Origin of the sequence: Litoribaculum gwangyangense, assembly GCF_039543505.1 — a bacterium.
Lineage (GTDB): Bacteria > Bacteroidota > Bacteroidia > Flavobacteriales > Flavobacteriaceae > Litoribaculum > Litoribaculum gwangyangense.
Window position 1 is genome coordinate 13,786 of the sequence record NZ_BAABJW010000002.1, and the last position, 22,569, is coordinate 36,354.

Below are 22,569 nucleotides of genomic sequence, written 5' to 3' on the forward strand. Positions count from 1 at the left end.
GTAGAAGATGTTTCATTTAATATTTCCCAAATAACTCTTCCAATTTTTTGGTTCTGTAATTAAAAATCTCTTCTAATTTTGGCTTCACTAAAATCGGATGAACCAACTGTCCTAAAATACCAAAAGGCACTTTATAATCTATAATATCTTCCATTTCAACACCGCCCTCAATTTCTTTTATAAAATGCTTGTGATGCCATAATGCGTATGGTCCAAAACGCTGTTCATCAACAAAATAGTGTTTATCAATTACATGTGTAATTTCAGTTACCCATTTGGTCTTAATTCCTAAAACAGGGGTTACAATGTACTGTATTATTTGTCCTGCAAACATGGGTCTATCGGCTCCAGATAAAATATGAAAGCCCATATAATCAGGTGTTATGGTTTTTAAATTTTTTGGATCGGATAGAAAATCCCAAGCCTCGTTAATGGTAATGGGCAAATTTTGCTTTTTGTGCAGTCTGTAAATCTTCATTTTTTAGTTATAGATTAAAATATAGGCGTTTAGTGATGTGGCTATGCACAACCAAATGAAATAGGGGAGTATCAATGCACTTTTAATTTTCATTGTTTTTTGGTATGAAAATAAAAATGTGGCTACTAGTAATGTTAATATCATGATGACAATTAATCCTAAACCAATCATATGCTGATTGAAAAAAATGTAGTTCCAAATGACATTAAAAACAAACTGGATTCCGAACAAAAACAATACATTTTTGCTAGGAAGTAGTTTGTATAAATAGACCATGTATACAGAAAAACAAATCATAATAGTAGTCCAAGCTACACCAAAAACCCAACCAGGTGGTGTCCATGGTGCCTTATTAAGATTAACGTACCAATTAGTTTGTGGTCCGTCATTCATCAATAAAGTACCTATGGCCAAAGCACCAAAATTAATAATTAGAAAGATAATAATGTACTTTGCTAATGTCATGAATTGAGTGCTTCAATTTGTTTAGCTATATCTTCAGCCTCAGCATATTTTTTATCACTTTCAGCTCTATTCACACTAGATAATGCGTGCCATTCTTTCATGAGCGATTTGTATTTATCTTGAAGTTTTTCTAACTCAGTTTTCTTTTTGAATAATCCGAACATCGCTTTTATTTTAAGTGATTTGTTATTTTGGAACTTAAGGGGCCAGTGGTTGATAAGTAATAATCAACTAAATGACCTTCGGGGTTAACCAAATATTTTTGGAAGTTCCACTTCACGGAAGAATCTATCTTTCCATTGTTAATTTTTTGGGTTAACCATGTATATAGTGGATGCTGATTTTTCCCTTTTACATCCACTTTTTGAGTGATTAAAAAAGTGACACCGTAGTTTACCTCACAAAACGATTCGATGGCTTTCGCATCACCAGGCTCCTGTCCGCCAAATTGATTACAGGGCACACCTATAATTTGAAGTTTGTCTTGATATGTTTCGTAAAGTTTTTGTAGTTCTTTGTATTGGGGTGTAAACCCACATTTTGATGCTACATTTACAAATAGGATATATTTTCCCTTATAATCCGAAAGATTTATGGGATTTCCGTTTAATGCATTAATTTTAATGTTGTATACTGAGTCTACAGTCATTTTTTTTTGTGGAATACTTTGCTTAGAAAATAAAGTGGATAAAAAGGCCAAAATGGGATTCATAATTATATTTTAAAACTTACTATACCACAATCCATTTCAAAAATTTGACCAGAAAGCGAAGCGGCTTTATCAGATAATAAAAATTCTGCCATGCCTGCAACTTCTTCTGGATTTAAGAACTTTTTGAGAGGATGACGATCTGTGATGTTTTCAATCATTTTATCATTTCTCAGGAGTTTAGATGCCAAATCTGTATTGGTAACTGTTGGCGCTATAGCGTTCACACGAATGGTTGGTGCTAATTCGGCTCCCAAAGATTTTACTAAACCTTCCACGCCCGCTTTTGATGTAGCGATACTCGCATGAAAAGGCATACCTAATTTGGCGGCAACTGTACTGAATAGCACAACAGCTGGTTTATTTCCATTTTTTAAAACAGGTAAATATTTTTGAATGGCTTTTACTGCCCCCAGAACATTAATTTCAAAATCCTCTTTAAAATCCTCAATACTTAATCTTGAAATGGGTTTTAAGTTGATACTCCCAGGGCAATAAATCAATCCGTCTGCAGATTCAATTTCTGGTAATTCGTCTTGAGTGACGTCACAGGAATAATGTATTAGATTAGAATGTGTTTTTTCTGGTGAAGTTCTACTAATGTTAATTACTTTGGAGTGATCGAGTAATTTTGTTATTAAGGCATTTCCAATACCCTTACTTCCACCTATTACAATAATTGTTTTCATATGGTTTCAGGGCATTTTATGTTTATGGCCTGCCCTTTAGCCGTTTTTCTATTTTTTGTTTAATAGCCGTTAAGCGTTTCATTAAATCCATTATTTCAGGATTTTTTTCTTCTTTGTATACGGAGTTTAAACTTAATATTAAATCCTTTACTTCCCTAGACGATTCAATGCGTTCGCTTGTTGTTTTAAACGTGTGTTTGCGTTGTTCGAATTCTAGAGCCTTGTCTATAATCTTCATAATTTTGATCTTTAATCGTGATAAGGGATTTTTTTATTTTTCCCATAAGTCACAATATAAAAAAAACTATGGTTTTATTAAGGATAATAGCTGTTTTTAAGTTAAATTTAATATTTCGATTAATTTTGCTTAGTTAAATAAGTTCTGCTTTAGAAGGTAACCCATTTAAACGTTTTTCAACCTTTCTTTTTATGGCCGTTAATCGTTTCATGATATCCATAATCTTTTGATCTTTTTTTTGTTTATAAATTTGGTTTAAATCTAAGATTAAGGCTTTAGCTTCACGAGATATTTTAACACGGTCGCTAGTTGATAAAGATTTCATTTTTCTTTTTTCAAATTCTAAGGCTTTGTCTATTAAATCCATAACTTAATTGTTTATATAGTTTTGTAATTCTCTAATTTTTTCGGGTGAATCAAATTTCCCGCCGTAGAAGGTTGTTACCGTGGCAGACGTATCATCTTTAATACCTCGTGAGGACACACATAAATGTTTGGCATCAATAATAACCGCAACATCATCGGTTTCCAAAATGGTTTTCAGTTCGTTAGCTATTTGATTAGTTAAACGTTCTTGAACTTGCGGACGTTTTGCATAATATTGAACGATTCTGTTTAATTTTGATAAACCAATTACTTTGCCAGAGGAAATATAAGCCACATGTGCTTTACCTATAATAGGAACAAAATGGTGTTCACAATTTGAGTAAAAGGTAATGTTTTTTTCAACCAACATTTGGTTGTACTTATACTTATTATCGAAAAGGGCGACTTTTGGTTTATTAGCTGGGTTTAGACCAGAAAATATTTCATCAATGTACATTTTAGCCACACGTTGTGGGGTTCCTCTCAAAGAATCGTCAGTTAAATCTAAGCCCATTACATCCATTATTTCTTCAAATAGTATGGCAATACGTGCTTTCTTTTCAGAATCACTCAATTTAAAAGCATCTTTTCTCATGGGTGTTTCAAGACCTGTATATAAATGCTCGTCTCCAATATCGTCAAAAGAGAAGCCGTTAAGTTTGTGTCCGTTTTTTTTAATTTTAAGTGTTTCTGTATTCATTTTGTCTTTTTTATGTGCTGTCTTAATAGTAATCAAAGCACGTTATCGTTTAGAAATTTTATTGTGTGTTATTTGTTTTTGTCTGCTACATTTAAAACGTCCTTTTTCAAAAGCCCTTAGTTTTTCATGTTTTGTTTTTCTACCTTGAACACGCTTTCTCCACATTTTAAAACTGTTGGGTTTCATTTCAGTTCTCATAAGCGTGATGACATCTTGCTCTTTTAAACCAAATTGATATTCAATGGATTCAAAAGTAGTCCGGTCTTCCCAGGCCATTTCAATAATTCTATCTTTTTCCTCAATAGTTAAATTCATGAATATTGAAAATCGTATTGCATATCATATTTAATTTTTTCGTCTAATAGTTTGCTAAAAAAGCCCTTATTTTCTCTAAAAGTTTTGGTATCCTTAAAGTGAATGAAACGACCTTGTGCATGAATACTTGCGCCATTTGTTTTATAAAGAACCAAGTGATAGTATGGGATAGCCCACGTAAAGTTTTTAAGGCCTTTATTGATGTAAACCAAAATACCACCTGTTCGTAACTCTATATTGGCATAATTAATATCAGATACTGAGTTTAAATAGGGTTGTAGATTTGGACTGACTTCATCTATAATCATCCGCTTACTGCCTATACCATTCAATTTAAATGATTCAAGAATAGAAAATGGTTTACCCACCAAATCATTTATTAGTGATTTGTTTTCTTTATTTGTATATGTCGAGTCTAGTATCATAAAACTTATATCTTAATCAAATATACAAAATGTTTAACAATAATTAAATAAAGTTAAACAAAATATCTTATTTGTGTATAAGTTTTATTTATGAATTTATGTTTTTGAAGTATTTTTTCTAACCGTATGTGTTTTCAAAATGCGTAAACTTTCGGCTTTCACCAATTTATCGTTACGCATGTTCCATAAAATATCGGAAGCATTTTTTCTTGTGGAGTCAATATCTACAATAGGTTTGGGATAATGAATGCCTAATTTAAAGTTATAGAATTCTTGTTCTAACTCTGTCATCAAATAGGGTTGATGTGCAAAAGGTATGTCTAAATCTTTAAGTTCCGGCACCCATTTTTTTATGAAAGTTGCTTTAGGGTCATATTCTAAACTATTTTTAACCGGATTGTAAATTCTTAGCATATTTATACCTGTTTCCCCAGCCTGCATTTGCAATTGTGGAAAATGAATACCGGGTTCAAAATCTAAAAACATTTGAGATAAATGCGTGGTGGCTTCTTGCCAGGGTTGCCATAGATTATGAGTGAAAAATGATACTACCAAAGCACGCATTCTAAAGTTTAAGTACCCTGTTTCATTTAAGCAACGCATGCATGCATCTACCAAAGGATATCCTGTATAACCAGTTTCCCAAGCTTTTTGATAGGTTTTTGATACACTTTTTTTAAGTTTATGAAACCCCTTATTGATACTGGCTTCTTCCATGGTGTGTTCCATTTCGAATTTTTGTACAAAATGGGATTGCCAGCGTAAGCGCGACATAAAAGCATCTAAAGCTTTTTTATATTTAGATGTTTTTTTTAAATGATTAGCTTGATTATATACTTCTCTAACTGACAGGTTGCCCCATGAAAGATATGGAGAAATTCTGCTGCAACTGGTTCTAGCCAATTCTGGTTTTGAAATATTGAACATATAATCTTTGTGACGCTCATTGAAAAAGGATGATAAATATTTTAAGGCTGTTGTGCGACCACCTTTTTGAAATGGTGTATCTATCTTCGTATTTAAATCAGTGACTTTAAAATTTTCTTCTAGCTTTTCAATCTCATCAATGGTTAATAATTGGTTTGATTCTGGTGTAAAGGGTAGTGGCTCTATTTCAAAAAAAGTGTCACACCATGCCATCCATTGTTCTCTGTCTTTTAAACCACGTTGCACACCATTGTTAATATTTTCATGCCAATTTATTAAGTTGTTTTTGCAGAATCGCTTAAAGGATTTGTCTCTATTAAAGGTTACTAGAATACCTGTTTCTTGATGGGAATAGACATCCTTAATATGATATTGTGATAATAACTGATTTACAGTTGCAATAATATCAGAATTAACCGCTAAAACTTTTGAGTTATAAGGTTTCAATTCATTATTTAAGTCAACTATCGATTGTTTAACAAAATCCCAATGGCGTTGGCTGTAATGAGGATCGTTTATTAGGAGTTGTTCAAAAACATAAAGCAATAACACACGTTTTCCTGAGGCCAAAGCATTAAAAATAGCCTCATTATCTTGCAAGCGCAGGTCGCGTTTTAGCCAAACTACATGTAAATTAGGTTTAGTATTCATGGGGATTTTCTATTATGTGTTTTGCTTTTTCTTTTAAGTTGTTCAGTTCTTCCTTGTCCATTTTGTCCAATAGGCTATACATCATGCCCATTCTAAAATTATTACCCAGTTGTGGGCGTTTATCATCTAAAAAGTTCCAATACAGGCTATTAAACGGACAAGCATCATCCTCGGTTTTTTTATTTTTATTGTAATAGCAATCGGAACAATAATTACTCATTTTATTGATGTAAGACCCAGAAGAAACGTATGGCTTGGTTGCAATGATGCCACCATCGGCAAACTGGCTCATGCCTCTGGTATTGGTAAGTTGTACCCATTCAATAGCATCTATGTAAATGCCAAGGTACCAGTCGTCCACTTCATCAGGATTCGTTTGCGTTAAAAGGGCATAATTACCAGTAATCATAAGACGTTGTATGTGATGCGCGTACCCATTATCCAATGAATTATTTATGGCATTTTTTAGGCAATTCATTTTCGTGTTTCCTGTCCAGAAAAATTCAGGGAGTTTGGTATGGTTATCAAGCTCGTTTTTTTGTTTATAATCTGGCATGAACGCCCAATACATACCGCGCATATATTCGCGCCAACCTATAATTTGTCTTATAAAGCCTTCTACTTGCGAAATATCTATATCATCTCCATGCTTGCGGTAGAAGTTCATTACAGTCTTGACAATATCTTTGGGTGAAATTAATTTCAAATTCATAGCAAATGATAACCTTGAATGAAAAAGATATTCCTCATCGGTGTGCATAGCGTCTTGATAATCGCCAAAATGGATGAGCAAATGTTCGCAAAAATACTTGAGTTGCTCTAAAGCCTGAACCCTAGTTTTGGGGTAGTTAAAGGTTTTGGTAATAAATCTGCCAATGGTTTTAATTTGGGCTTTCTCAATGTCTTTTACAATTTCACTAACGTCATTTTTAAATAATTTATAAGGTGGAATTTCTACATCGCCTTTCCATTTGTTTCTATTGCTTTTATCGTAATTCCATTTACCACCTTCGGGTTGATCGCCAACCATCAATATATCGTGTTTTTTGCGCATGTCTCTATAGAAATTTTCCATGAGATATTGCTTTTTGCCTTTAAAGAATTGCTCTAAATCGTTGCGCTTAGTATAAAAATGTTCTGAAGAAACCGTACTGGATTTAATATTTAATTCTTTACAAAAATTGGCTAATTGTAAATCCAAACGATATTCATCTGGCAACATATATTCAAAAGCTTCAATACTATGTTCTTTGATTAAATTTGATAGATTTTTAGCTAAATTTCGGGTGTTATTTTCATCATTTATTTTATAATAAACCACTTGATGACCTTGAGATTTTAAATCATGAGCAAACTGGCGCATGGCTGCAAAAAAACCTATCACTTTTTGAATGTGATGTTTCACATAGTCGGTTTCTTGTCGCATCTCAAAAAGGCAATACAGCACTTCATCATTGGTTTCTTTGAACCAGGTGTGTTTGATATTGAGTTGATCGCCTAATATGAGTCTGAGTGTTTTCATTTAAAATAAAGTTTCCTGAAGCCATAATTTTTGAAACTTTCCATTGGTATCATAGCGTTCAGCCTGTAAATCCACATTAAATTTTCTGTCTCTGGGATCGTTTCCAACACCTGCAACGTACATCCAATTTCCGTAATTGCTATGCACATCATAATCAATAAGTAATGATTCAAAATAGGCAGCACCAATCCTCCAATCCAACAACAAGTCTTTGGCAAAAAATGAGGCTACGTTTTGTCTTCCCCGGTTGCTCATCCAGCCTGTTTTTTTAAGTTCAATCATGTTGGCATTCACAAAACTCGATTTTGTTTCACCATCAATCCATTTGTGAACCAGTTTTTTATCGGTTTCCCAATCGTAGTTTTTGTAAAGAATACCGCCAATTTTAAAAATATCATTTCCATGTTTTAATGAGATGTATTTAAAATAATCGCGCCAAATGAGCTCAAAAATGAGCCAGTAAGTGGAATCGTTTTTATAATATTCTTTTTCAAACTGCTTTACCTGCCAATAAATTGTTCTGGCGGACATACTACCATTAGCCAACCACGGTGAAAATTTTGAACTATAATCAGTACCTACAAGTCCGTTTCTTGTTTTTTTATAAACCCCTAATTTTTTGGTTTCGAAAAAATAGTCTTCCAATCTTTTTAACGCCGTTATTTCACCACCTTTAAAAGGAAAAGCAGAATTTTTAGGAGTTTCAAAGGGCTCAAAATCTAAATCTTCGAGTGATGGAATTTTGGTGTTATTTTCAATGCCAATAATTTTTTCTACTGGATGATTTTGTTGGGAAACTTTAACTTTACTGTTTTTTTCAACCTGTTTTCTGAAATTCGTGAATACCTGTGGAATATCAGAAAATGACATGTGGATATCTTCAGGATGGTATAGAAACTGGTCATAAATTTCATGGAATTTTACATCACTTGAAACAGAAGATTTTACATTATTCAAAACGTTAACTTCTTCACTAGTCCATTCTTTTTGCAGGTAGATTGATTTAATATCATGAGTTTCTACTAAATCTTTGATATGGTTTTCTGGTTTTTCGTAAAATACAAACAATTCAATATTGAGTTTTTTAAGATTTTCTTTTAAAACCCCAACCGTTTCTATTAAAAATTTTGCTCTAAACTTCTCGGTTTTCTTAAATCCGAATTTCCCTATTTTAAAATGTCTCGGATCAAAATAATAACAAGCGATAACTGATTTGTGCCGGGTAATAGCTTGGTTTAAAACGCTATTATCTTGAACTCTTAAATCGTTTCTAAACCAAACTAAAGCTATGTCGTTTTGTTTCTCCTGCATTTTTCACTGCAATATTTTACATGTTCCCAATTCTTTTCCCACTTTTTACGCCAACTAAATGGTAAACCACAAGTATTACATATTTTGGTTGGTAAATGTTGTTTCTTTGGTTTAGACATCTACCAATTTGTTAATCATACCCCTGAAGATAAACCCATGGAACGGCAATACACTATACCAATACAATCGACCCCAAAGTCCTCGTGGCCTAAAAGTGGCCGTTTGTTTAAGCAAACCATCCTCAATTTTAAACTCTAACCATGCTTCTCCAGGTAATCGCATTTCGGCGTATAACAACAGTTTTTTTTGGGTTTTATCTGCAAAAATAACCCGCCAAAAATCAAGTGCATCTCCTGTATCGAGTTGCGATACATGCGTTCTTCCACGTCTCAAGCCTATACCACCAACCATTTTATCCATGTATCCTCTTATTTTCCATAAAAATGTCCCGTAGTACCAACCGGTCGTACCACCAATTCGCCAAATTTTATCCAAGGTTTTTTCGGTGTCTTTTATTTGTCTTTCTTTATAATCCTTAAAACAACCGTATTTTGGAACATTGATATATTTGTGAAAATTGTTTCGTAACCTACCACTACTAATCATGGAATCTTTCCAACTGGAAATAATACTGTTTTGTTCTATTTTTTCAAAAGCGAGTTTAACCGCTTGTTTGTATGTTAACGGATTCACGCCTAATTTCTCATTGATATCACTCGGTTTTCCTATAATTTGAATACCCATGCTGTCAACTAACGAAGATGCTAATTTATAGGAGGTTGATGTAACAAAATACAGCCAGTAGGATGATAATTTTGGCGTCATAACAGGAACCGTTAAAATATAACGCTTTAAATTTCGAACCTCTGCAAATTGAAGCAACAACTGTTTATATGTTAGAATTTCAGGACCGAAAACATCATACGATTTGTTATATAAATCTTTATTTCCAGCGGCGCCATATAAAAACGATAAAACATCTCTTACGGCCAATGGCTGCGTTTTTGTGTTCAACCATTTTGGGGCAATCATAAAAGGGAGTTTTTCAACCAAATCTCTTATGATTTCAAAGGAAGAACTTCCTGAGCCTACAATAATACCAGCTTTAAAAATGGTAGTAGCGTATTTTTTTGAATGTAAAATTTCTTCCACATTTTTTCTGGAGCGTAAATGTTTGGAGAGTTCTTTTTCGTTGGTAATACCACTTAAATAGATAACCTGTTGCGTATTGGTGGTTTCAATATAATTCTTAAAATTGATGGCACATGTTTCTTCCAGTGTTTCAAAATTATTTGAAGAATTGGACATGGAATGTATCAAATAATAGGCTACATCAATATCTTTAGGGATGTTTTTAAGTGTCTCTGGTTTTAAAAAATCGGCTTCAACAATATTAATTAATTCTTCCTCTAGATAACTTTTATCTGCACGTAATTTATCTCTAACTGCGCAAACTACATGATGACCTTCGTTGATAAGAAACGGAATGAGTCGTTTCCCAATGTAGCCCGTAGCACCTGTTACAAGAATAGTCATTAGTCATGGGTTTGTAATTTTGGTCTTTGGTAACCAAAACGTGTGTTGGCTTGAGGAATAGCATACCCATCTAAACCATTTATTGCTGCTATGTTGGCTTTTGAAAGGTTCACAAAACCATCATCTTCAATAAGAATATCTTTAACATAGAGCCCAATTATTTTACCGATTACCAAAATGGTATTATTAGCTTTGATATCATACTCCTCAACAAATTTCATAGCCATTTGTATGGGGGCATCTTTTACAAAAGGTGCTTGAAAATTATTTCTGTATTCAGAGTTTAAATTGGTGACATCGAATTCAGAAATAGATGCATCATATTTTGCGGAAGTATGATGTGCATCTTCAAGGATATTTTTATGAATATGGTTAAGGGTGTAATAACCAGTTTCCTTCAGGTTTTCATAGGTGTTTCTTATTACAGTGGTAGGTCTTAGAAAAAAACCTAACATCGCAGGGCTTGAGCCAATATGGGTTACAGAGCTAAAAACAGCAACATTTTCAATACCATTCCCTGACCTTGTACCAATTAAATTAGCAGATTTATATCCGGAGCAACTATTTATTAAGTTGATTTTATAGATATGATTGAGGTTTTCAATAGTATTTTCATCAAAATACTTCATCATAAGGTGTTAAAGTTATTTATTTTAATGTTTTCGGCTTTTAAATCAAACATCAAATTATACAAACCAAAAAATGTTCTATTTATATAAATGAAATGTTTCGAACCCCGATTGCCATTCATCTTTTTCAAGTCGGTACTTTTTGAATAGCGTTCACCCAATTCTGCTATTTTCCCAAAGAAATCTGCATTCGAAAAGTCAAAAATTTCAGCATGAAACGGCTTAGTAAACACGCTCAGCATGTCATGGAACATTTCGGTAAAAAAGTCTAATTCTTCTTTGGTGTCGTCATCACGAAGTATTTCCAATTCATACATTTTTTGCACAAAAACTTTCTTGTCTTCAATACTTTCCTTTTTTGCTAATTCAAAATAGGGTGTATAAAATTCCATAGGAATGATTTTCATACACCCGAAATCTAACGCTATTAATTCTCCTTTTTCTGATATTAAAAAATTTCCCGGATGGGGGTCTGCATGTACTTTTTTAAGTGAATGTATTTGAAACATGTAAAAGTCCCAAAGTGCTTGCCCAATCCTGTTTGCTTTTTCTTTATTGGTGTTATGTGCTGTAAATTCAGAAAGATGCTCACCAACCATGTAATCCATAGTAATGATTCTTTCAGAGGACAAATCTTCGTAATAATTGGGAAACTTTAAATTTGGGATGTGATTACAAGCGGAGGCAATCTCCTTACTTTGTTCCACTTCCAAAATATAATTGGTTTCTTCAACGAGTTTATTTTCAACCTCTTTGAAGTATTTGTCGGAATCTTTCCCTTTGATGTTAAACATACTCATAGCTATGGGTTTTACCATTGCCAAATCGGAAGCAATACTCTCCGCAACTCCTGGATATTGGATTTTCACAGCAAGTTTTCTCCCGTTTTTTTCAGCTAGATGCACTTGGCCGATGCTAGCTGCGTTTACAGAAGTTGCGTTAAAAGTATCGAATATGTCATTGGGATGTTTCCCAAAATATTTTTTAAAAGTTTTGATGACTAAAGGGGGTGATAATGGTGGCACCGAGAATTGTGCCAACGAAAATTTTTCAACGAAAGCTTGTGGTAAAATGCTCTTTTCCATGCTGAGCATTTGTGCCACTTTTAAAGCACTCCCTTTCAGTTGCTTTAATCCGTCATAAATGTCAGAAGCATTATTTTTATTCAATCGTTCTTTGGCTTCTTCTTCGGTATTAACAATCTTATCACCGTAATATTTAAGGTAATTAACGCCCACTTTGGCGCCTGTAGAAACCAATTTTGTAGCTCTTTGAATCTTTGAAGTAGGTATTTTATCTATGGTTTTCATACAATTGAATTAGTTCATTTGAAATTTTTCTTTAAATAGAAATTTTCCAAAGTCTATAACGCTTTTTAAAGGAGCAATATCTAAAACATCGAAACTCGTATTTACTGATTTTTCGATGAAAATATCTGTTTTTTCAAATGAGGCCGACGTATCATCCAACCAAAATTTCATGGTTAATAATAATTGCAACCAGGCAGATTCTTTTAAAGTTTTTTGTTGAATTTTTTCGAGTTGTTCTTGTTTGATATCCAACATTTGAATACCCAAATCATGAATATAGTTGGTGAAGTGTTGTTTTAAACCTGAAAGTACTTTTAAGCCTTTTAAGTCGTTTTTATATTTGTAAAGCACATGCTTAACATAACTTCTGTTAGCCGTTAAGTTTTCGAAAAAGGTATAATAAAAACTCAATAACTTATTTCTAGCATCAAACATTAGGTAATCTTCACTTTTATTTAATGCTTCTAGTGAGTTTGAAAAGAACGATTCGAAGATACCCTTTTCTATGGCTTCAAAAGACGGGAAATATTTGTAGAATGTAGCTTCTTCAAAATGGTTAGATTTAGCAAATGCGTAAATCGATTTTGGGTTTTGGTCATGCTCTAAGACATAATCCATATAAAAACTTATGATATCATTTTTTGTAATTGTTTTCTTTTTTGCCATGATAATGAGATTTGTAACAAAGATACAAAAATGTTTAACAAAAAATATAAAAAGTTAAACAAAATACATGTTTTATTTGTTTTCAAACTTTCTTATCTTTAAATAATACTTTTTTATGGACATACTTGATTTTGTTTTACGTTTGGGAGTCGCATTATTTGCGGGTTTGATTATTGGATTTGAACGTCAATGGCATAACAAACCTACAGGTTTAAAAACCAATATGCTGGTAGCCACAGGTGCCGCTATTTTTGTGTTGTTATCCATTATGATTAATCACCAGGATCCCAATACAGATATTACAAGAATTATTGCTCAAGTGGTTACTGGAATTGGTTTTTTAGGAGCTGGTGTGATTTTTAGGGAAGGCACTAGTGTTCATGGATTAACATCGGCTGCTACGGTTTGGTGTAGTGCCGCCATTGGATGTATAGCGGCTACAGGTTATTTTTTAGAAACGTTAATTTGTACAGCACTTGTAGTCATTGTCAATTCTGTAATTGAACCTTTAGATAAATGGTTGAGTAATAGGAAATAAGTAGTTAACAGCACTTGTCATCTTTTACCAATTTACAACTTGAAACCGCACTAATTGCCCCCAAAATTGGAGCCAAAATGTAAAGCCATAGATATTGAAAATTGCCTGTAAATAGGGCAGGAGCTATGGAGCGAATAGGATTCATAGAAGCTTTGGTCATAGGTCCTGCAAACATGGCCTCCAATAGAATAACACCGCCAATGGCAATAGCTGCCATAGTACCAATTTCTCTACTGCCGGTTGAGACATTTATTATTACTAGCATGAGAAAAAAGGTTAGTAGAAATTCCAAAATAGCAGCTTTGTATGGCGGAAAACCCAATGCAGGTGTAGTTTCACCTAAAAACTGACTTTCAGGAAATAAAAACCACAATAAAAAAACCGCGAAAATAGCACCCACACCTTGCGCCACAATGTAAAGAGGTACTTTTTTCCAAGGAAATTTTTTTGAAAAAGCAAAACCTATAGTAACAGCAGGATTAAAATGTGCGCCACTTATTTCTCCAAAAGCATAAATCATGGCCATCACTATGAGTCCCCAGGTGATAGCAACACCAACATGAGAAATACTTCCATTCGTTATCTCATTTATGGTCATCGCACCACATCCACAAAATATCATTGTAAATGTGCCTATAGTTTCGGAGTAAAATTGTTTCATATTGATTTTAATTATGTTCGAGATACAGACTTTGTTGTGCTATTTGAAAAAGCCTACTTCTACAAAAACATAGCATTAACTCTTTCTTTTAGGTAACGCATAAATTAATAGCAAATATACAATACCTTATTTTAAGGTTTTGTTAACATTTATCGAATTTTTGATGTGTAAATTTAGGGTCATATTAAACCAAAATTATTAATACACATTACGATGAAAAAATTATTATTATTATTATTTGCATTTGCTGCTTTTTATAACGTAAATGCTCAGATTAAAACTCCAGCTCCTAGTCCCTCCAGCAAAATGGAGCAAATGGTTGGACTAACCACTGTTACTTTAGATTATTCACGACCAGGAGTTAAGGGAAGGACTGTTTTTGGCGATTTAGTTCCTTACGGTAAGCTATGGAGAACCGGGGCTAATGCCAGAACCAAAGTGACGTTTAGTACCGATGTTGCTGTTGATGGTAAAGAACTAAAAGCTGGTACCTATGCTATTTTTTCTATTCCAACTGCTGAGTCCTGGGATGTTATTTTTTACACCGATTATGCTGGTGGTGGAGCGCCTGCCGAGTTGGATGAAAGTAAAGTAGCTGCGAGAGTTACTGTGCCTGTTTATCCTATACCTTTTAACGTAGAATCTTTTACTATGGATGTTAACAACATTACCAATAGTAGTGCTACATTAGAATTTATCTGGGAGAAAACCTATGTAGGTGTTCCGTTTACCGTACCAACGGATGCTGCTGTAGTAGCTAGCATTAAAAGTGTTATGAATGGACCAAGTGCCAATGATTATTTTGCTGCGGCCCAGTATTATTTACAAGAAGGAAAAGATATTAACGAAGCCAAAAAATGGATTGGAGCTGCCGTAGAAATGACAAAAGATCAACCGCGTTTTTGGTTTTTAAGATTACAGTCCTTAATTCATGCTAAAGCCGGAGATAAGGCTGGGGCTATTGCTGCTGCTAAAAAATCGTTAGCTGGTGCGGAGGCTGCAGGAAATGCTGATTATGTAAAAATGAATAAAGAATCGTTAAAAGAATGGGGAGCCATGTAATTGGATACCTCTGATTTTAGATAATAAAAAAAGCGCAACATTTAAGTTGCGCTTTTTTTATTAATCGTCATCCTCAAGGAAGAAAATCTCTTCTAAAGGTTTTTTAAAAAGTTTGGCAATTTTTAATGAAAGTACTGTAGATGGTACATATTTATTCTTTTCCATGGCATTTATGGTTTGCCTGCTCACACCAATTTTGTCTGCTAAGTCGGCCTGTGTCATATCGTGTATGGCACGTTGTACTTTTATATTATTCTTCATCGTCTCCAGATTTTAGTTTTAAAAAATTAAACCGGATAATGAAAAATATTAAAGGTGTGAACATATTATAAACCAACACATCAAAGAAAGCCATATCATAAATAAAGATGATCGTAAACAACAACACAATATAATTTACAATAAAAGCCCAAACTAATGATTCATGTCTTAGTTTATGAATAAATTCATCTTCAATTTTTTCCTTTGTAAATCCTACCACTAGTCCACCTATGATAATAAACAGAGAAACTATTTCATCAAATATTTCATTTTCAATAATTTGAAAAAAATGACTTTTACTATTCAAAAAGGATTCACTGTAAATCGCCAATACTTTTATGGAAGGGCCTGTGCTTTCAAAATTGGAAGCACTAACAACAATGCCTCCTATTAATCCTATTAAAAATAATAACCAACCTAATTTTTTGTACTTGTGAGGTAATAAATAATTTGTTTTCATTCGTTCGTTTTTTAATTGATACTTCAAAAGTAAAACAAACTTTACATATAGACAAATATAATTAACTTAAAGTAAAAAAAAACATACTTATTTATACAATTAATAATGTAAATGAATGATTTTTCTAACCTTATCAAGAGTTCTTATCAGAATTTTACTAAAATCAAAAGTCATAATATCACTTTCTTTTTTACCTTCTCTAATAAGGTTATTAAAATGTATGGTTTCAAAATTGTACCCAATTGTTGAATAACCAAAATCTTTTATGATTTCCTTCTCATTAACTATAATGGATACTGTTGTTGGCATGTGAAACATTCTATTAATTTTAATAGTTGCCTTTTCACAATAAAAAATAGCTTCGGTAGGTAAATCTTCAACTAAGGAACTTTTTAAATGGGCTTTTGTGTTATTTTCATAATTAAAAACCATCTGGCAAGAAGAGTCAACACCATTATCAAAAAATGTTGCGTTGGCTTTTATACTTTCAGGTTCCCCAATGGTGGATAAAGCAGTAAAAATGGGATAAATACCAATATCCAACAAACTACCCCCACCAAGTGCTTTTTTAAAAAGTCTAGCATCATCATTAAAATCTCTGTAAAAACCAAAGTCACTTTCAATTTTTAAAATATTACCATAAGTTTTATCTTTAAGCAAGCTTAATACGTATTGGTAATGTGGTAAAAAATAGGTCCACAAAGCTTCCATCAATAGCGTGTTATTTGCCTTTGCGCAGGCTATCATTTCTTCCACTTCCTCAAAATTCATTGCAAAAGGTTTTTCGCATAATACAGCTATTCCTTTTTTAAGACATAAAAGTGTGTTTTCTTTATGTAGGGCATGTGGTGTCGCTATGTAAACCGCATCTATATTGGAATCGTTTGCTAATGCTTCGTAAGTATTATAGGCTTTAATTACTTGGTATTCTTTGGCAAAACTATTGGCTTTTTCTTGAGAGCGAGATGCCACTGCATACAATTGGGCATCCTTTATAGTTAATATATCCTTGGCAAATTTATGGGCAATATTTCCCAAGCCTATAATTCCCCAACGGATCGGTTTATTGTGAAGCGACATTAGTTTTTTGTATTAATTGAATTAGTAGTGATATGATAATAACTAATACACATCCAAACAAATTTAGCCATAAATATGGCATCCAATCAAGCCACCACCCAATAATTACAATGGCTTGAGTAATAATTGCCGAAACAAAAACGGCATTGGCCTTTACAAACTTGAAAAAGAATGCTAGTAAAAAAATACCCAAAACGTTACCATAAAAAATAGAGCCTATAATATTTACAAGTTGAATTAAATTTTCAGCAAGATTAGCAAAACAAGCTATAATTATGGCGATTAAACCCCAAATTAAAGTGAAAATTTTTGTCGCTTTTACCATATGCTTTTCATCTATGTCGCGCTTTGTATTTTTACCGTATAAGTCTATGGATGTTATGGTAGCTAATGCATTAATTTCTGATGCGGTTGATGACATGGCGGCACTCAAAATAACAGCCAATAGCAGCCCTATAAGACCTTTAGGTAGATGGTTTAATACAAATGTGATGAACATATAATCTCTATCATTGGTTTCTGTGTCTTTTGCAGCTTCGTCGTAAAGCGCCTTTATTTGTGCCTGTTTTTCTTTGTAAGCATAACTATCAATGGATAAATTACTGAGTTCGGAATTTAGTTTATCATATTCGTTCGCATAGGTAGAATCGATAGCTTTTTTGATGAGGTATTTAGAATGTAATCTGTGTTTTTTTTCAATACTATCTAGTTTGAAGATACTTTGTCGTAGACTTTCATCTTCACTTTTGGCTAATAGTATGCTGAGTTCTTTTTTTTTCTTGAACAACTTGTTTTGTTCCTCTTGAAGGTTTTGATATTGTTGCGAATATTCTGAAGCCAACACTTTTTCGGTAGATGCATCAATGAAATTTAAAGGCGCTGGATTAAATTGATAGAAAACAAACACCATAACACCTACCAACAAAATGAAAAATTGCATAGGTACTTTTAGCAAACCATTAAAAATTAATCCCATCTGCATACCTTTCATAGAACGTCCAGATAAGTAACGTTGTACCTGACTTTGGTCTGTTCCAAAATAGGAAAGCATCAGAAAAGTTCCACCAATTAAACCTGACCAAACAGTATATCGATTTTCTAAATCAAATGAAAAATCTAAAATGTCCATTCGACCACTGGCACCAGCTATATCTAGTGCTTTCGTAAAAGATACATCTTTGGGTATCAAATCCAGAATGATAACCAAAGCAGCAATCATCCCTGCGAAAATGACAAACATTTGTTGTTTTTGGGTAACTGTAACTGCTTTCGTACCTCCCGAAACGGTGTAAATGATAACCAGTAACCCAATGATAATATTTAATGTAATAATATTCCATCCTAAAACAACAGATAGTATTATGGCAGGCGCAAAAATGGTTATTCCGGCGGCTAAACCACGTTGTATTAAGAATAGGACTGCAGTTAGAATTCGGGTTTTAGAATCGAAGCGATTTTCTAAAAATTGGTAAGCAGTATATACTTTTAACCGATGATATAAAGGAATGAAAACCAAACAAATAATAACCATGGCGATAGGTAAACCAAAATAGAATTGGACAAAACCCATACCGTCAGAAAATGCTTGTCCGGTTGTAGACAGGAATGTAATGGCACTAGCTTGAGTGGCCATAACGGACAAGCCAATGGTCCACCATTGTGCAGTATTGCCTCCTCTTACATAGTCATTTACACTTTTACTGCCTCGGGTTTTCCAGGTCCCATAACCGACAATGATTACTAATGTAGCTATAAGTACAACCCAGTCTATCCAATTTAAAGTTTGCATGGTTTAAAAGGCTTGCATGATTAGGTAAAAAATAACGATGTAAACCGCATTGGCTATTAAAACTAAAGAGTAAAGCTTTAACCAAGGCTGTTTAGGTTCTTTTTCTTCAGACATATTTAATCATTTAACTTGTCCTCAAGTTTTAAGTTTTCTTTCCCAATGGAAAGCATATTAGCAAACAATCTGTAGGCACCAGAAATACCTTCTGGAAACTCCCTAAAAAAGCTTAGTGCCGTGTAAATGTAGTAACCTTTGCCATATTTGGCTACTAAAATACTGCCATCTTTAGGTGTTTCGCCTTTATCATTCATGGATAGGATTGGCGTAAACTCGTCGCTCCAATCTTCAGGGAAATATAGACCCCGTTCCTGAGTCCATCCTTCAAAATCCTTATGAGTAATTTTATTTGGAGTGTTCAGTAATTCGTGTTCAGGGTTTAAAAAACGAACTTCAGCCTTTTCATCTGTAACTCTATCTCTAGATAATTTTAAATTATAGGGAGCTAAATTTTCTACAGTCAATCTATAACTGGTGTTGTATTGTACAATCATATTGCCGCCGCTAGCTACAAAATCAAACAGTTGTTGTTGTTTGAATTTTAATTCATCCAAGGTGTTATATGCTCTTATACCAACAACAACAGCATCAAACCTACTAAGTGTTTCTGTGTTTATTTCTTCAAGTGATAATATACGAACATTATACCCAATTTGTTGTAAACTTTCAGGTACCACATCACCAGCGCCTTGAATGTAAGCGATGTTTTCACCTTTCTTTTTAATATCCAAACGTACAAGTTTACTTTCACTAGGTAATGATACGGTTTGAAAGGGGATATGTTCATAAGCTATTTCTATAAGCTCTTTGTTGTAAATTTTTCCACCTATATCTACCATTGGGGTAATGAACCCTTCACTTTGACTTTTTGGTGGCACAACCGTAAAAACCAAAGTTTGTTCCTCGCCTTTATTTTTTATCTCAACTTTTTGCTTTTCTGGAAATACTTTCCAATCCTTTGGGTGTGCAATTTTTACATGACCTTCTAAATTATCACGGCCTGCTTTTACAACTACAGAAATATCACGCTGGTTATCCGTGTTAAAAATGATGACTTTTTCAGTAATTTTAGCCGAAGCCTCAGTAATTATTTCAAACGGTCGATAGAGCTCTCCCTTATCAGGTTTTGAGTAGCGTTGTACGATTTCTTTGGTTACTGTAATTGGAACATTATTTATTAAAAGGTTAAAATCCACTTGGTAAGTTCTGGGTGTTTCTGGTAAGCCAATTAAACTTTTATTATCTACCTGGTACATCCCTAAGCTTCCTTTGTTGGTCAACCAATAAGGTGTAGTAGGTTTTGCATCGTCATCAACCTCTAAAGTTTCTTTAAAATCGTATTTAACATTATTTTGAAGGATTAGGTTTTTTTCAATTACCTTACTGTTTGAGTTTTTTAAACTCAAAAGTGATGCGGCAACATCACTTCTCTTTAGTACTTCTATGCTTAAATTAATGATTTCGTTTGGTGTACCCCAATTGGTTTCAGCCGAAGCTTCTAGATATAATCCAGCACACATTTCAATAATAGACTTTAGTTCCTTTATTTTTTGCGTTTTCCAATGTTCATCATTAATACTAAGTATCAATTTATACGCCTCTAAAAGTTGAGGCAAATGTTGTGAAGGATTTTTAAAATTGAAATTCTTTTCAACATTATATAAAATATCACCTACCGCTTTGCCTCCTTTTACTCGGTTCCAGGAGGTGTCAATTCCTGCAAAAACATCCTTGTTTTCTGTTAATGGTTCTCCTTTTAGAAACTCAATGTATTCTTCCTGCGAGCCTCTTTGCGCTAACCTCCCAAAACCTTGGCATAAATGCTGGCTACTAGCCAATGAGGCAATTTCATTGTTTGATAATCCTTTCAATGGATAATAAGTGCCAATATCTAAGCTTACTAAATTAGTTTTGTCGGCTTTTTCAAAGTTTTCCTGACTGCCGTAAAACCACCAACCTGTATTGAAAAATAAACGTTTGGGTTGCCAAACGCCAAATTCTTCAGCCAAATTTGGATATGCATTTCTGTCGCCAGATAAATCAAAAGCTTCAAAACTTAACATGGCAGAACTGGTGTGGTGCCCGTGAGTTGAGCCCGGAGTTCTATGGTCAAAACGGTTAATAATCACATCGGGTTTAAATTTTCTTATGGCTAAAACTACATCGCTTAAAACTTGGTTTTTATCCCATATTTCCAAAGTCTCGTCTGGGTGCTTGGAGTATCCAAAATCATTAGCTCTGGTAAATAGTTGCTCACCGCCATCAATACGTCTGGCAGCTAATAATTCTTGGGTTCTTATAACGCCTAAAAGCTCCCTTATTTCTGGACCAATCAGGTTTTGACCACCATCACCGCGCGTTAACGATAAATAAGCTGTGCGCGCTTTTTCTTGATTAGCCATGTAGGAAATCAATCGTGTGTTTTCATCATCTGGATGAGCAGCAATATACAATACCGAACCCAAAAAATTAAGTTTTTGTATGGATTCGTAAATATGTAAGGAAGAGGGTGTCTTAGGTTTTTGTGCTTGTAAATAAACAATGGAGAATAATAATAAAAGGCTTAAAGAAATAGACTTTTGCATAAGTACGGTTGGTTTACTAACAGCCAAATATAAAAAAGAAACCAGCATTAGTGCTGGTTTTAATTTTTATTTAACGCTTTGTAGCTCTTTAAGCTAAATCTGTTTAAAACTGGTTTTTTCGGTATTTGGTTTGATTTTTTCAGGTTCTGCTGGAATCATTGGACCAGTTTGAAGGTTGAAGAACATTTGTTGGATGGAATCCATACGTCTCATCATGTTTTTAATATCGTCGTCTTGGTTTATAAAACCATCGAAGAAGAAATTTCTTTGATCAAATGGGTCAATTAAAGAATCGTTTTTAAAGAAATTGTCAAAAAAAGCATCATTAAAAAAAGAATGGTTTTTAAAATGACGCTGAAATTGCATTTTAATGCTGTCATTAAGTTTGCTACTCGATGAATAGCTGTAAGAATAAATGGAATCGTACTTTATGAGATTACCTTGTTCATCATATTCTTTGTTTACTTGAATGTTTTCATCTGGTTTGATTTTGTTTGGATTGTCTTTTTGTTTGTTTTGACCATAACAATTGAAAACCAATGAAAAAAATAAAATGGGAATGATTTTTAATGTTTTCATGATTAGTTTTTTTAAATTAAAAAATAGTCATGAATCATCCGGCAAAAAATGTACCATGCCGTCAAACTGTCATTTTAAGATTTTGTTAAAATAGAATATTTAATCTACTTTATTTAAAACAGATTGCCAAGCCGTTAATTTCCAGATGCCATCCATTTTCCGTTGAACTTCTAAAAAACGAATGGTAAAATCCGTTCTACCTAAATTAACATCTACCTTTCCAGTTAATACAGCGATTTCTCCATAAATTCTTACTTCTACGTTTCTTGGGATAAATTTTTCGTAATTAATTCTTCCAGACTTTATGGTTTCTAGATATCCAGATTTTGTTTCTGTCCATCCAGTTGTGTGCGAATAGGTGAGGTCATCGTCTAGAATATTATTTAACTTCTCAATATCAGCATTAATCATTGCTGTTATCCGGGTAGATTGAGCTTCTAAAACTTCTATTTCAAGGTTATTAAAATTATCTTTTTGGGCATTGCCAAAAAAAAATGTAACGAAGAATAATAATCTAAAAATTTTAATTGGATTCATAACTAACATTTAAAATGTTCCCT

28 protein-coding genes are annotated in these 22,569 nt (G+C 33.4%); 2 read left to right on the forward strand and 26 right to left on the reverse strand.

All coding sequences use genetic code 11. The features are described from left to right. Positions 1-16 precede the first annotated feature (16 nt). From ABD963_RS05535 to ABD963_RS05620, 18 genes are all read right to left on the reverse strand, one after another. Positions 17-478: an SRPBCC family protein gene (locus ABD963_RS05535; RefSeq protein ID WP_345275959.1), complete on the reverse strand. Its 462-nt coding sequence runs from the start codon at positions 476-478 to the stop codon at positions 17-19. Between the two features lie 3 nt (positions 479-481). After that, the gene (locus ABD963_RS05540; RefSeq protein WP_345275960.1) at positions 482-943 is read right to left on the reverse strand and encodes a TspO/MBR family protein; all 462 of its coding nucleotides are present in this window, start codon (positions 941-943) and stop codon (positions 482-484) included. Continuing rightward, complete coding sequence (locus tag ABD963_RS05545; RefSeq protein ID WP_345275961.1) at positions 940-1,107, reverse strand: Lacal_2735 family protein; 168 nt, start codon at positions 1,105-1,107, stop codon at positions 940-942. The genes ABD963_RS05540 and ABD963_RS05545 overlap by 4 nt, the downstream gene beginning before the upstream one ends. 5 nt (positions 1,108-1,112) lie before the next feature. Next, positions 1,113-1,655, reverse strand: a complete 543-nt coding sequence (locus ABD963_RS05550; protein WP_345275962.1) for a glutathione peroxidase — start codon at positions 1,653-1,655, stop codon at positions 1,113-1,115. A 2-nt stretch (positions 1,656-1,657) separates the two neighbouring features. Next, positions 1,658-2,341 carry an SDR family NAD(P)-dependent oxidoreductase gene (locus tag ABD963_RS05555; RefSeq protein ID WP_345275963.1) on the reverse strand — a complete coding sequence of 228 codons (684 nt, stop codon included), beginning with the start codon at positions 2,339-2,341 and terminating at the stop codon, positions 1,658-1,660. Positions 2,342-2,363: 22 nt separating this feature from the next. After that, positions 2,364-2,579, reverse strand: coding sequence for a hypothetical protein (locus ABD963_RS05560; protein WP_345275964.1), 216 nt, complete (start codon positions 2,577-2,579; stop codon positions 2,364-2,366). Between the two features lie 133 nt (positions 2,580-2,712). Continuing rightward, entirely contained in the window at positions 2,713-2,946 is a 234-nt protein-coding gene (locus ABD963_RS05565; protein ID WP_345275965.1) for a hypothetical protein, read from the reverse strand. Between the two features lie 3 nt (positions 2,947-2,949). After that, complete coding sequence (gene folE / locus ABD963_RS05570) at positions 2,950-3,645, reverse strand: GTP cyclohydrolase I FolE (protein ID WP_345275966.1); 696 nt, start codon at positions 3,643-3,645, stop codon at positions 2,950-2,952. Positions 3,646-3,687: 42 nt separating this feature from the next. Beyond that, positions 3,688-3,960, reverse strand: coding sequence for a TIGR03643 family protein (locus tag ABD963_RS05575; RefSeq protein WP_345275967.1), 273 nt, complete (start codon positions 3,958-3,960; stop codon positions 3,688-3,690). After that, on the reverse strand, positions 3,957-4,385 hold the full coding sequence (locus tag ABD963_RS05580) for a hypothetical protein (protein ID WP_345275968.1): 429 nt from the start codon (positions 4,383-4,385) through the stop codon (positions 3,957-3,959). Before ABD963_RS05580 ends, ABD963_RS05575 begins: the two co-directional genes overlap by 4 nt. A 96-nt stretch (positions 4,386-4,481) precedes the next feature. Next, positions 4,482-5,963, reverse strand: coding sequence for a cryptochrome/deoxyribodipyrimidine photo-lyase family protein (locus tag ABD963_RS05585; protein WP_345275969.1), 1,482 nt, complete (start codon positions 5,961-5,963; stop codon positions 4,482-4,484). Continuing rightward, complete coding sequence (locus ABD963_RS05590) at positions 5,953-7,485, reverse strand: cryptochrome/photolyase family protein (protein ID WP_345275970.1); 1,533 nt, start codon at positions 7,483-7,485, stop codon at positions 5,953-5,955. Before ABD963_RS05590 ends, ABD963_RS05585 begins: the two co-directional genes overlap by 11 nt. Continuing rightward, the gene (locus ABD963_RS05595) at positions 7,486-8,796 is read right to left on the reverse strand and encodes a DASH family cryptochrome (protein ID WP_345275971.1); all 1,311 of its coding nucleotides are present in this window, start codon (positions 8,794-8,796) and stop codon (positions 7,486-7,488) included. Further along, the gene (locus ABD963_RS05600) at positions 8,772-8,915 is read right to left on the reverse strand and encodes a DUF2256 domain-containing protein (RefSeq protein WP_345275972.1); all 144 of its coding nucleotides are present in this window, start codon (positions 8,913-8,915) and stop codon (positions 8,772-8,774) included. The genes ABD963_RS05595 and ABD963_RS05600 overlap by 25 nt, the downstream gene beginning before the upstream one ends. Then, the gene (locus ABD963_RS05605; protein ID WP_345275973.1) at positions 8,908-10,332 is read right to left on the reverse strand and encodes an SDR family oxidoreductase; all 1,425 of its coding nucleotides are present in this window, start codon (positions 10,330-10,332) and stop codon (positions 8,908-8,910) included. Before ABD963_RS05605 ends, ABD963_RS05600 begins: the two co-directional genes overlap by 8 nt. Next, positions 10,332-10,961, reverse strand: a complete 630-nt coding sequence (locus ABD963_RS05610; protein ID WP_345276720.1) for a flavin reductase family protein — start codon at positions 10,959-10,961, stop codon at positions 10,332-10,334. Before ABD963_RS05610 ends, ABD963_RS05605 begins: the two co-directional genes overlap by 1 nt. After that, complete coding sequence (locus ABD963_RS05615; protein WP_345275974.1) at positions 10,961-12,271, reverse strand: ABC1 kinase family protein; 1,311 nt, start codon at positions 12,269-12,271, stop codon at positions 10,961-10,963. Before ABD963_RS05615 ends, ABD963_RS05610 begins: the two co-directional genes overlap by 1 nt. Positions 12,272-12,280: 9 nt before the next feature. Continuing rightward, positions 12,281-12,937 (reverse strand): TetR family transcriptional regulator C-terminal domain-containing protein, encoded by a 657-nt coding sequence (locus ABD963_RS05620; RefSeq protein WP_345275975.1) that lies wholly within the window; start codon positions 12,935-12,937, stop codon positions 12,281-12,283. A gap of 115 nt (positions 12,938-13,052) precedes the next feature. Here ABD963_RS05620 and ABD963_RS05625 point away from each other — a divergent pair, with 115 nt between their 5' ends. After that, complete coding sequence (locus ABD963_RS05625) at positions 13,053-13,475, forward strand: MgtC/SapB family protein (RefSeq protein ID WP_345275976.1); 423 nt, start codon at positions 13,053-13,055, stop codon at positions 13,473-13,475. A 4-nt stretch (positions 13,476-13,479) separates the two neighbouring features. Here ABD963_RS05625 and ABD963_RS05630 read toward each other — a convergent pair whose 3' ends face one another. After that, complete coding sequence (locus ABD963_RS05630; protein ID WP_345275977.1) at positions 13,480-14,136, reverse strand: MIP/aquaporin family protein; 657 nt, start codon at positions 14,134-14,136, stop codon at positions 13,480-13,482. A 213-nt stretch (positions 14,137-14,349) separates the two neighbouring features. Between ABD963_RS05630 and ABD963_RS05635 the strand changes: the two genes are divergently transcribed. Beyond that, positions 14,350-15,198 (forward strand): DUF2911 domain-containing protein, encoded by an 849-nt coding sequence (locus tag ABD963_RS05635; RefSeq protein WP_345275978.1) that lies wholly within the window; start codon positions 14,350-14,352, stop codon positions 15,196-15,198. Between the two features lie 60 nt (positions 15,199-15,258). On the opposite strand, the gene ABD963_RS05640 is transcribed toward ABD963_RS05635, so the two are convergent. From ABD963_RS05640 to ABD963_RS05670, 7 genes are all read right to left on the reverse strand, one after another. Continuing rightward, positions 15,259-15,459 (reverse strand): helix-turn-helix transcriptional regulator, encoded by a 201-nt coding sequence (locus ABD963_RS05640; protein ID WP_345275979.1) that lies wholly within the window; start codon positions 15,457-15,459, stop codon positions 15,259-15,261. Beyond that, positions 15,449-15,919, reverse strand: a complete 471-nt coding sequence (locus ABD963_RS05645) for a hypothetical protein (protein ID WP_345275980.1) — start codon at positions 15,917-15,919, stop codon at positions 15,449-15,451. The genes ABD963_RS05640 and ABD963_RS05645 overlap by 11 nt, the downstream gene beginning before the upstream one ends. A gap of 99 nt (positions 15,920-16,018) precedes the next feature. After that, positions 16,019-16,999 carry a Gfo/Idh/MocA family protein gene (locus ABD963_RS05650; RefSeq protein WP_345275981.1) on the reverse strand — a complete coding sequence of 327 codons (981 nt, stop codon included), beginning with the start codon at positions 16,997-16,999 and terminating at the stop codon, positions 16,019-16,021. Next, positions 16,983-18,788: a sodium:solute symporter family protein gene (locus ABD963_RS05655; protein ID WP_345275982.1), complete on the reverse strand. Its 1,806-nt coding sequence runs from the start codon at positions 18,786-18,788 to the stop codon at positions 16,983-16,985. Before ABD963_RS05655 ends, ABD963_RS05650 begins: the two co-directional genes overlap by 17 nt. 116 nt (positions 18,789-18,904) lie before the next feature. Then, on the reverse strand, positions 18,905-21,430 hold the full coding sequence (locus ABD963_RS05660; protein WP_345275983.1) for a PIG-L family deacetylase: 2,526 nt from the start codon (positions 21,428-21,430) through the stop codon (positions 18,905-18,907). 93 nt (positions 21,431-21,523) lie between these two features. Continuing rightward, on the reverse strand, positions 21,524-22,009 hold the full coding sequence (locus ABD963_RS05665) for a hypothetical protein (protein ID WP_345275984.1): 486 nt from the start codon (positions 22,007-22,009) through the stop codon (positions 21,524-21,526). 99 nt (positions 22,010-22,108) lie between these two features. After that, complete coding sequence (locus tag ABD963_RS05670) at positions 22,109-22,546, reverse strand: nuclear transport factor 2 family protein (RefSeq protein ID WP_345275985.1); 438 nt, start codon at positions 22,544-22,546, stop codon at positions 22,109-22,111. Positions 22,547-22,569: the final 23 nt, after the last annotated feature.

Bases quoted from the DNA above. Each gene is read 5' to 3' on its own strand.
- ABD963_RS05535 (WP_345275959.1), bottom strand. From the start codon at position 478: ATGAAGATTTACAGACTGCACAAAAAGCAAAATTTGCCCATTACCATT.
- ABD963_RS05540 (WP_345275960.1), bottom strand. From the start codon at position 943: ATGACATTAGCAAAGTACATTATTATCTTTCTAATTATTAATTTTGGT.
- ABD963_RS05545 (WP_345275961.1), bottom strand. From the start codon at position 1,107: ATGTTCGGATTATTCAAAAAGAAAACTGAGTTAGAAAAACTTCAAGAT.
- ABD963_RS05550 (WP_345275962.1), bottom strand. From the start codon at position 1,655: ATGAATCCCATTTTGGCCTTTTTATCCACTTTATTTTCTAAGCAAAGT.
- ABD963_RS05555 (WP_345275963.1), bottom strand. From the start codon at position 2,341: ATGAAAACAATTATTGTAATAGGTGGAAGTAAGGGTATTGGAAATGCC.
- ABD963_RS05560 (WP_345275964.1), bottom strand. From the start codon at position 2,579: ATGAAGATTATAGACAAGGCTCTAGAATTCGAACAACGCAAACACACG.
- ABD963_RS05565 (WP_345275965.1), bottom strand. From the start codon at position 2,946: ATGGATTTAATAGACAAAGCCTTAGAATTTGAAAAAAGAAAAATGAAA.
- folE (WP_345275966.1), bottom strand. From the start codon at position 3,645: ATGAATACAGAAACACTTAAAATTAAAAAAAACGGACACAAACTTAAC.
- ABD963_RS05575 (WP_345275967.1), bottom strand. From the start codon at position 3,960: ATGAATTTAACTATTGAGGAAAAAGATAGAATTATTGAAATGGCCTGG.
- ABD963_RS05580 (WP_345275968.1), bottom strand. From the start codon at position 4,385: ATGATACTAGACTCGACATATACAAATAAAGAAAACAAATCACTAATA.
- ABD963_RS05585 (WP_345275969.1), bottom strand. From the start codon at position 5,963: ATGAATACTAAACCTAATTTACATGTAGTTTGGCTAAAACGCGACCTG.
- ABD963_RS05590 (WP_345275970.1), bottom strand. From the start codon at position 7,485: ATGAAAACACTCAGACTCATATTAGGCGATCAACTCAATATCAAACAC.
- ABD963_RS05595 (WP_345275971.1), bottom strand. From the start codon at position 8,796: ATGCAGGAGAAACAAAACGACATAGCTTTAGTTTGGTTTAGAAACGAT.
- ABD963_RS05600 (WP_345275972.1), bottom strand. From the start codon at position 8,915: ATGTCTAAACCAAAGAAACAACATTTACCAACCAAAATATGTAATACT.
- ABD963_RS05605 (WP_345275973.1), bottom strand. From the start codon at position 10,332: ATGACTATTCTTGTAACAGGTGCTACGGGCTACATTGGGAAACGACTC.
- ABD963_RS05610 (WP_345276720.1), bottom strand. From the start codon at position 10,961: ATGAAGTATTTTGATGAAAATACTATTGAAAACCTCAATCATATCTAT.
- ABD963_RS05615 (WP_345275974.1), bottom strand. From the start codon at position 12,271: ATGAAAACCATAGATAAAATACCTACTTCAAAGATTCAAAGAGCTACA.
- ABD963_RS05620 (WP_345275975.1), bottom strand. From the start codon at position 12,937: ATGGCAAAAAAGAAAACAATTACAAAAAATGATATCATAAGTTTTTAT.
- ABD963_RS05625 (WP_345275976.1), top strand. From the start codon at position 13,053: ATGGACATACTTGATTTTGTTTTACGTTTGGGAGTCGCATTATTTGCG.
- ABD963_RS05630 (WP_345275977.1), bottom strand. From the start codon at position 14,136: ATGAAACAATTTTACTCCGAAACTATAGGCACATTTACAATGATATTT.
- ABD963_RS05635 (WP_345275978.1), top strand. From the start codon at position 14,350: ATGAAAAAATTATTATTATTATTATTTGCATTTGCTGCTTTTTATAAC.
- ABD963_RS05640 (WP_345275979.1), bottom strand. From the start codon at position 15,459: ATGAAGAATAATATAAAAGTACAACGTGCCATACACGATATGACACAG.
- ABD963_RS05645 (WP_345275980.1), bottom strand. From the start codon at position 15,919: ATGAAAACAAATTATTTATTACCTCACAAGTACAAAAAATTAGGTTGG.
- ABD963_RS05650 (WP_345275981.1), bottom strand. From the start codon at position 16,999: ATGTCGCTTCACAATAAACCGATCCGTTGGGGAATTATAGGCTTGGGA.
- ABD963_RS05655 (WP_345275982.1), bottom strand. From the start codon at position 18,788: ATGCAAACTTTAAATTGGATAGACTGGGTTGTACTTATAGCTACATTA.
- ABD963_RS05660 (WP_345275983.1), bottom strand. From the start codon at position 21,430: ATGCAAAAGTCTATTTCTTTAAGCCTTTTATTATTATTCTCCATTGTT.
- ABD963_RS05665 (WP_345275984.1), bottom strand. From the start codon at position 22,009: ATGAAAACATTAAAAATCATTCCCATTTTATTTTTTTCATTGGTTTTC.
- ABD963_RS05670 (WP_345275985.1), bottom strand. From the start codon at position 22,546: ATGAATCCAATTAAAATTTTTAGATTATTATTCTTCGTTACATTTTTT.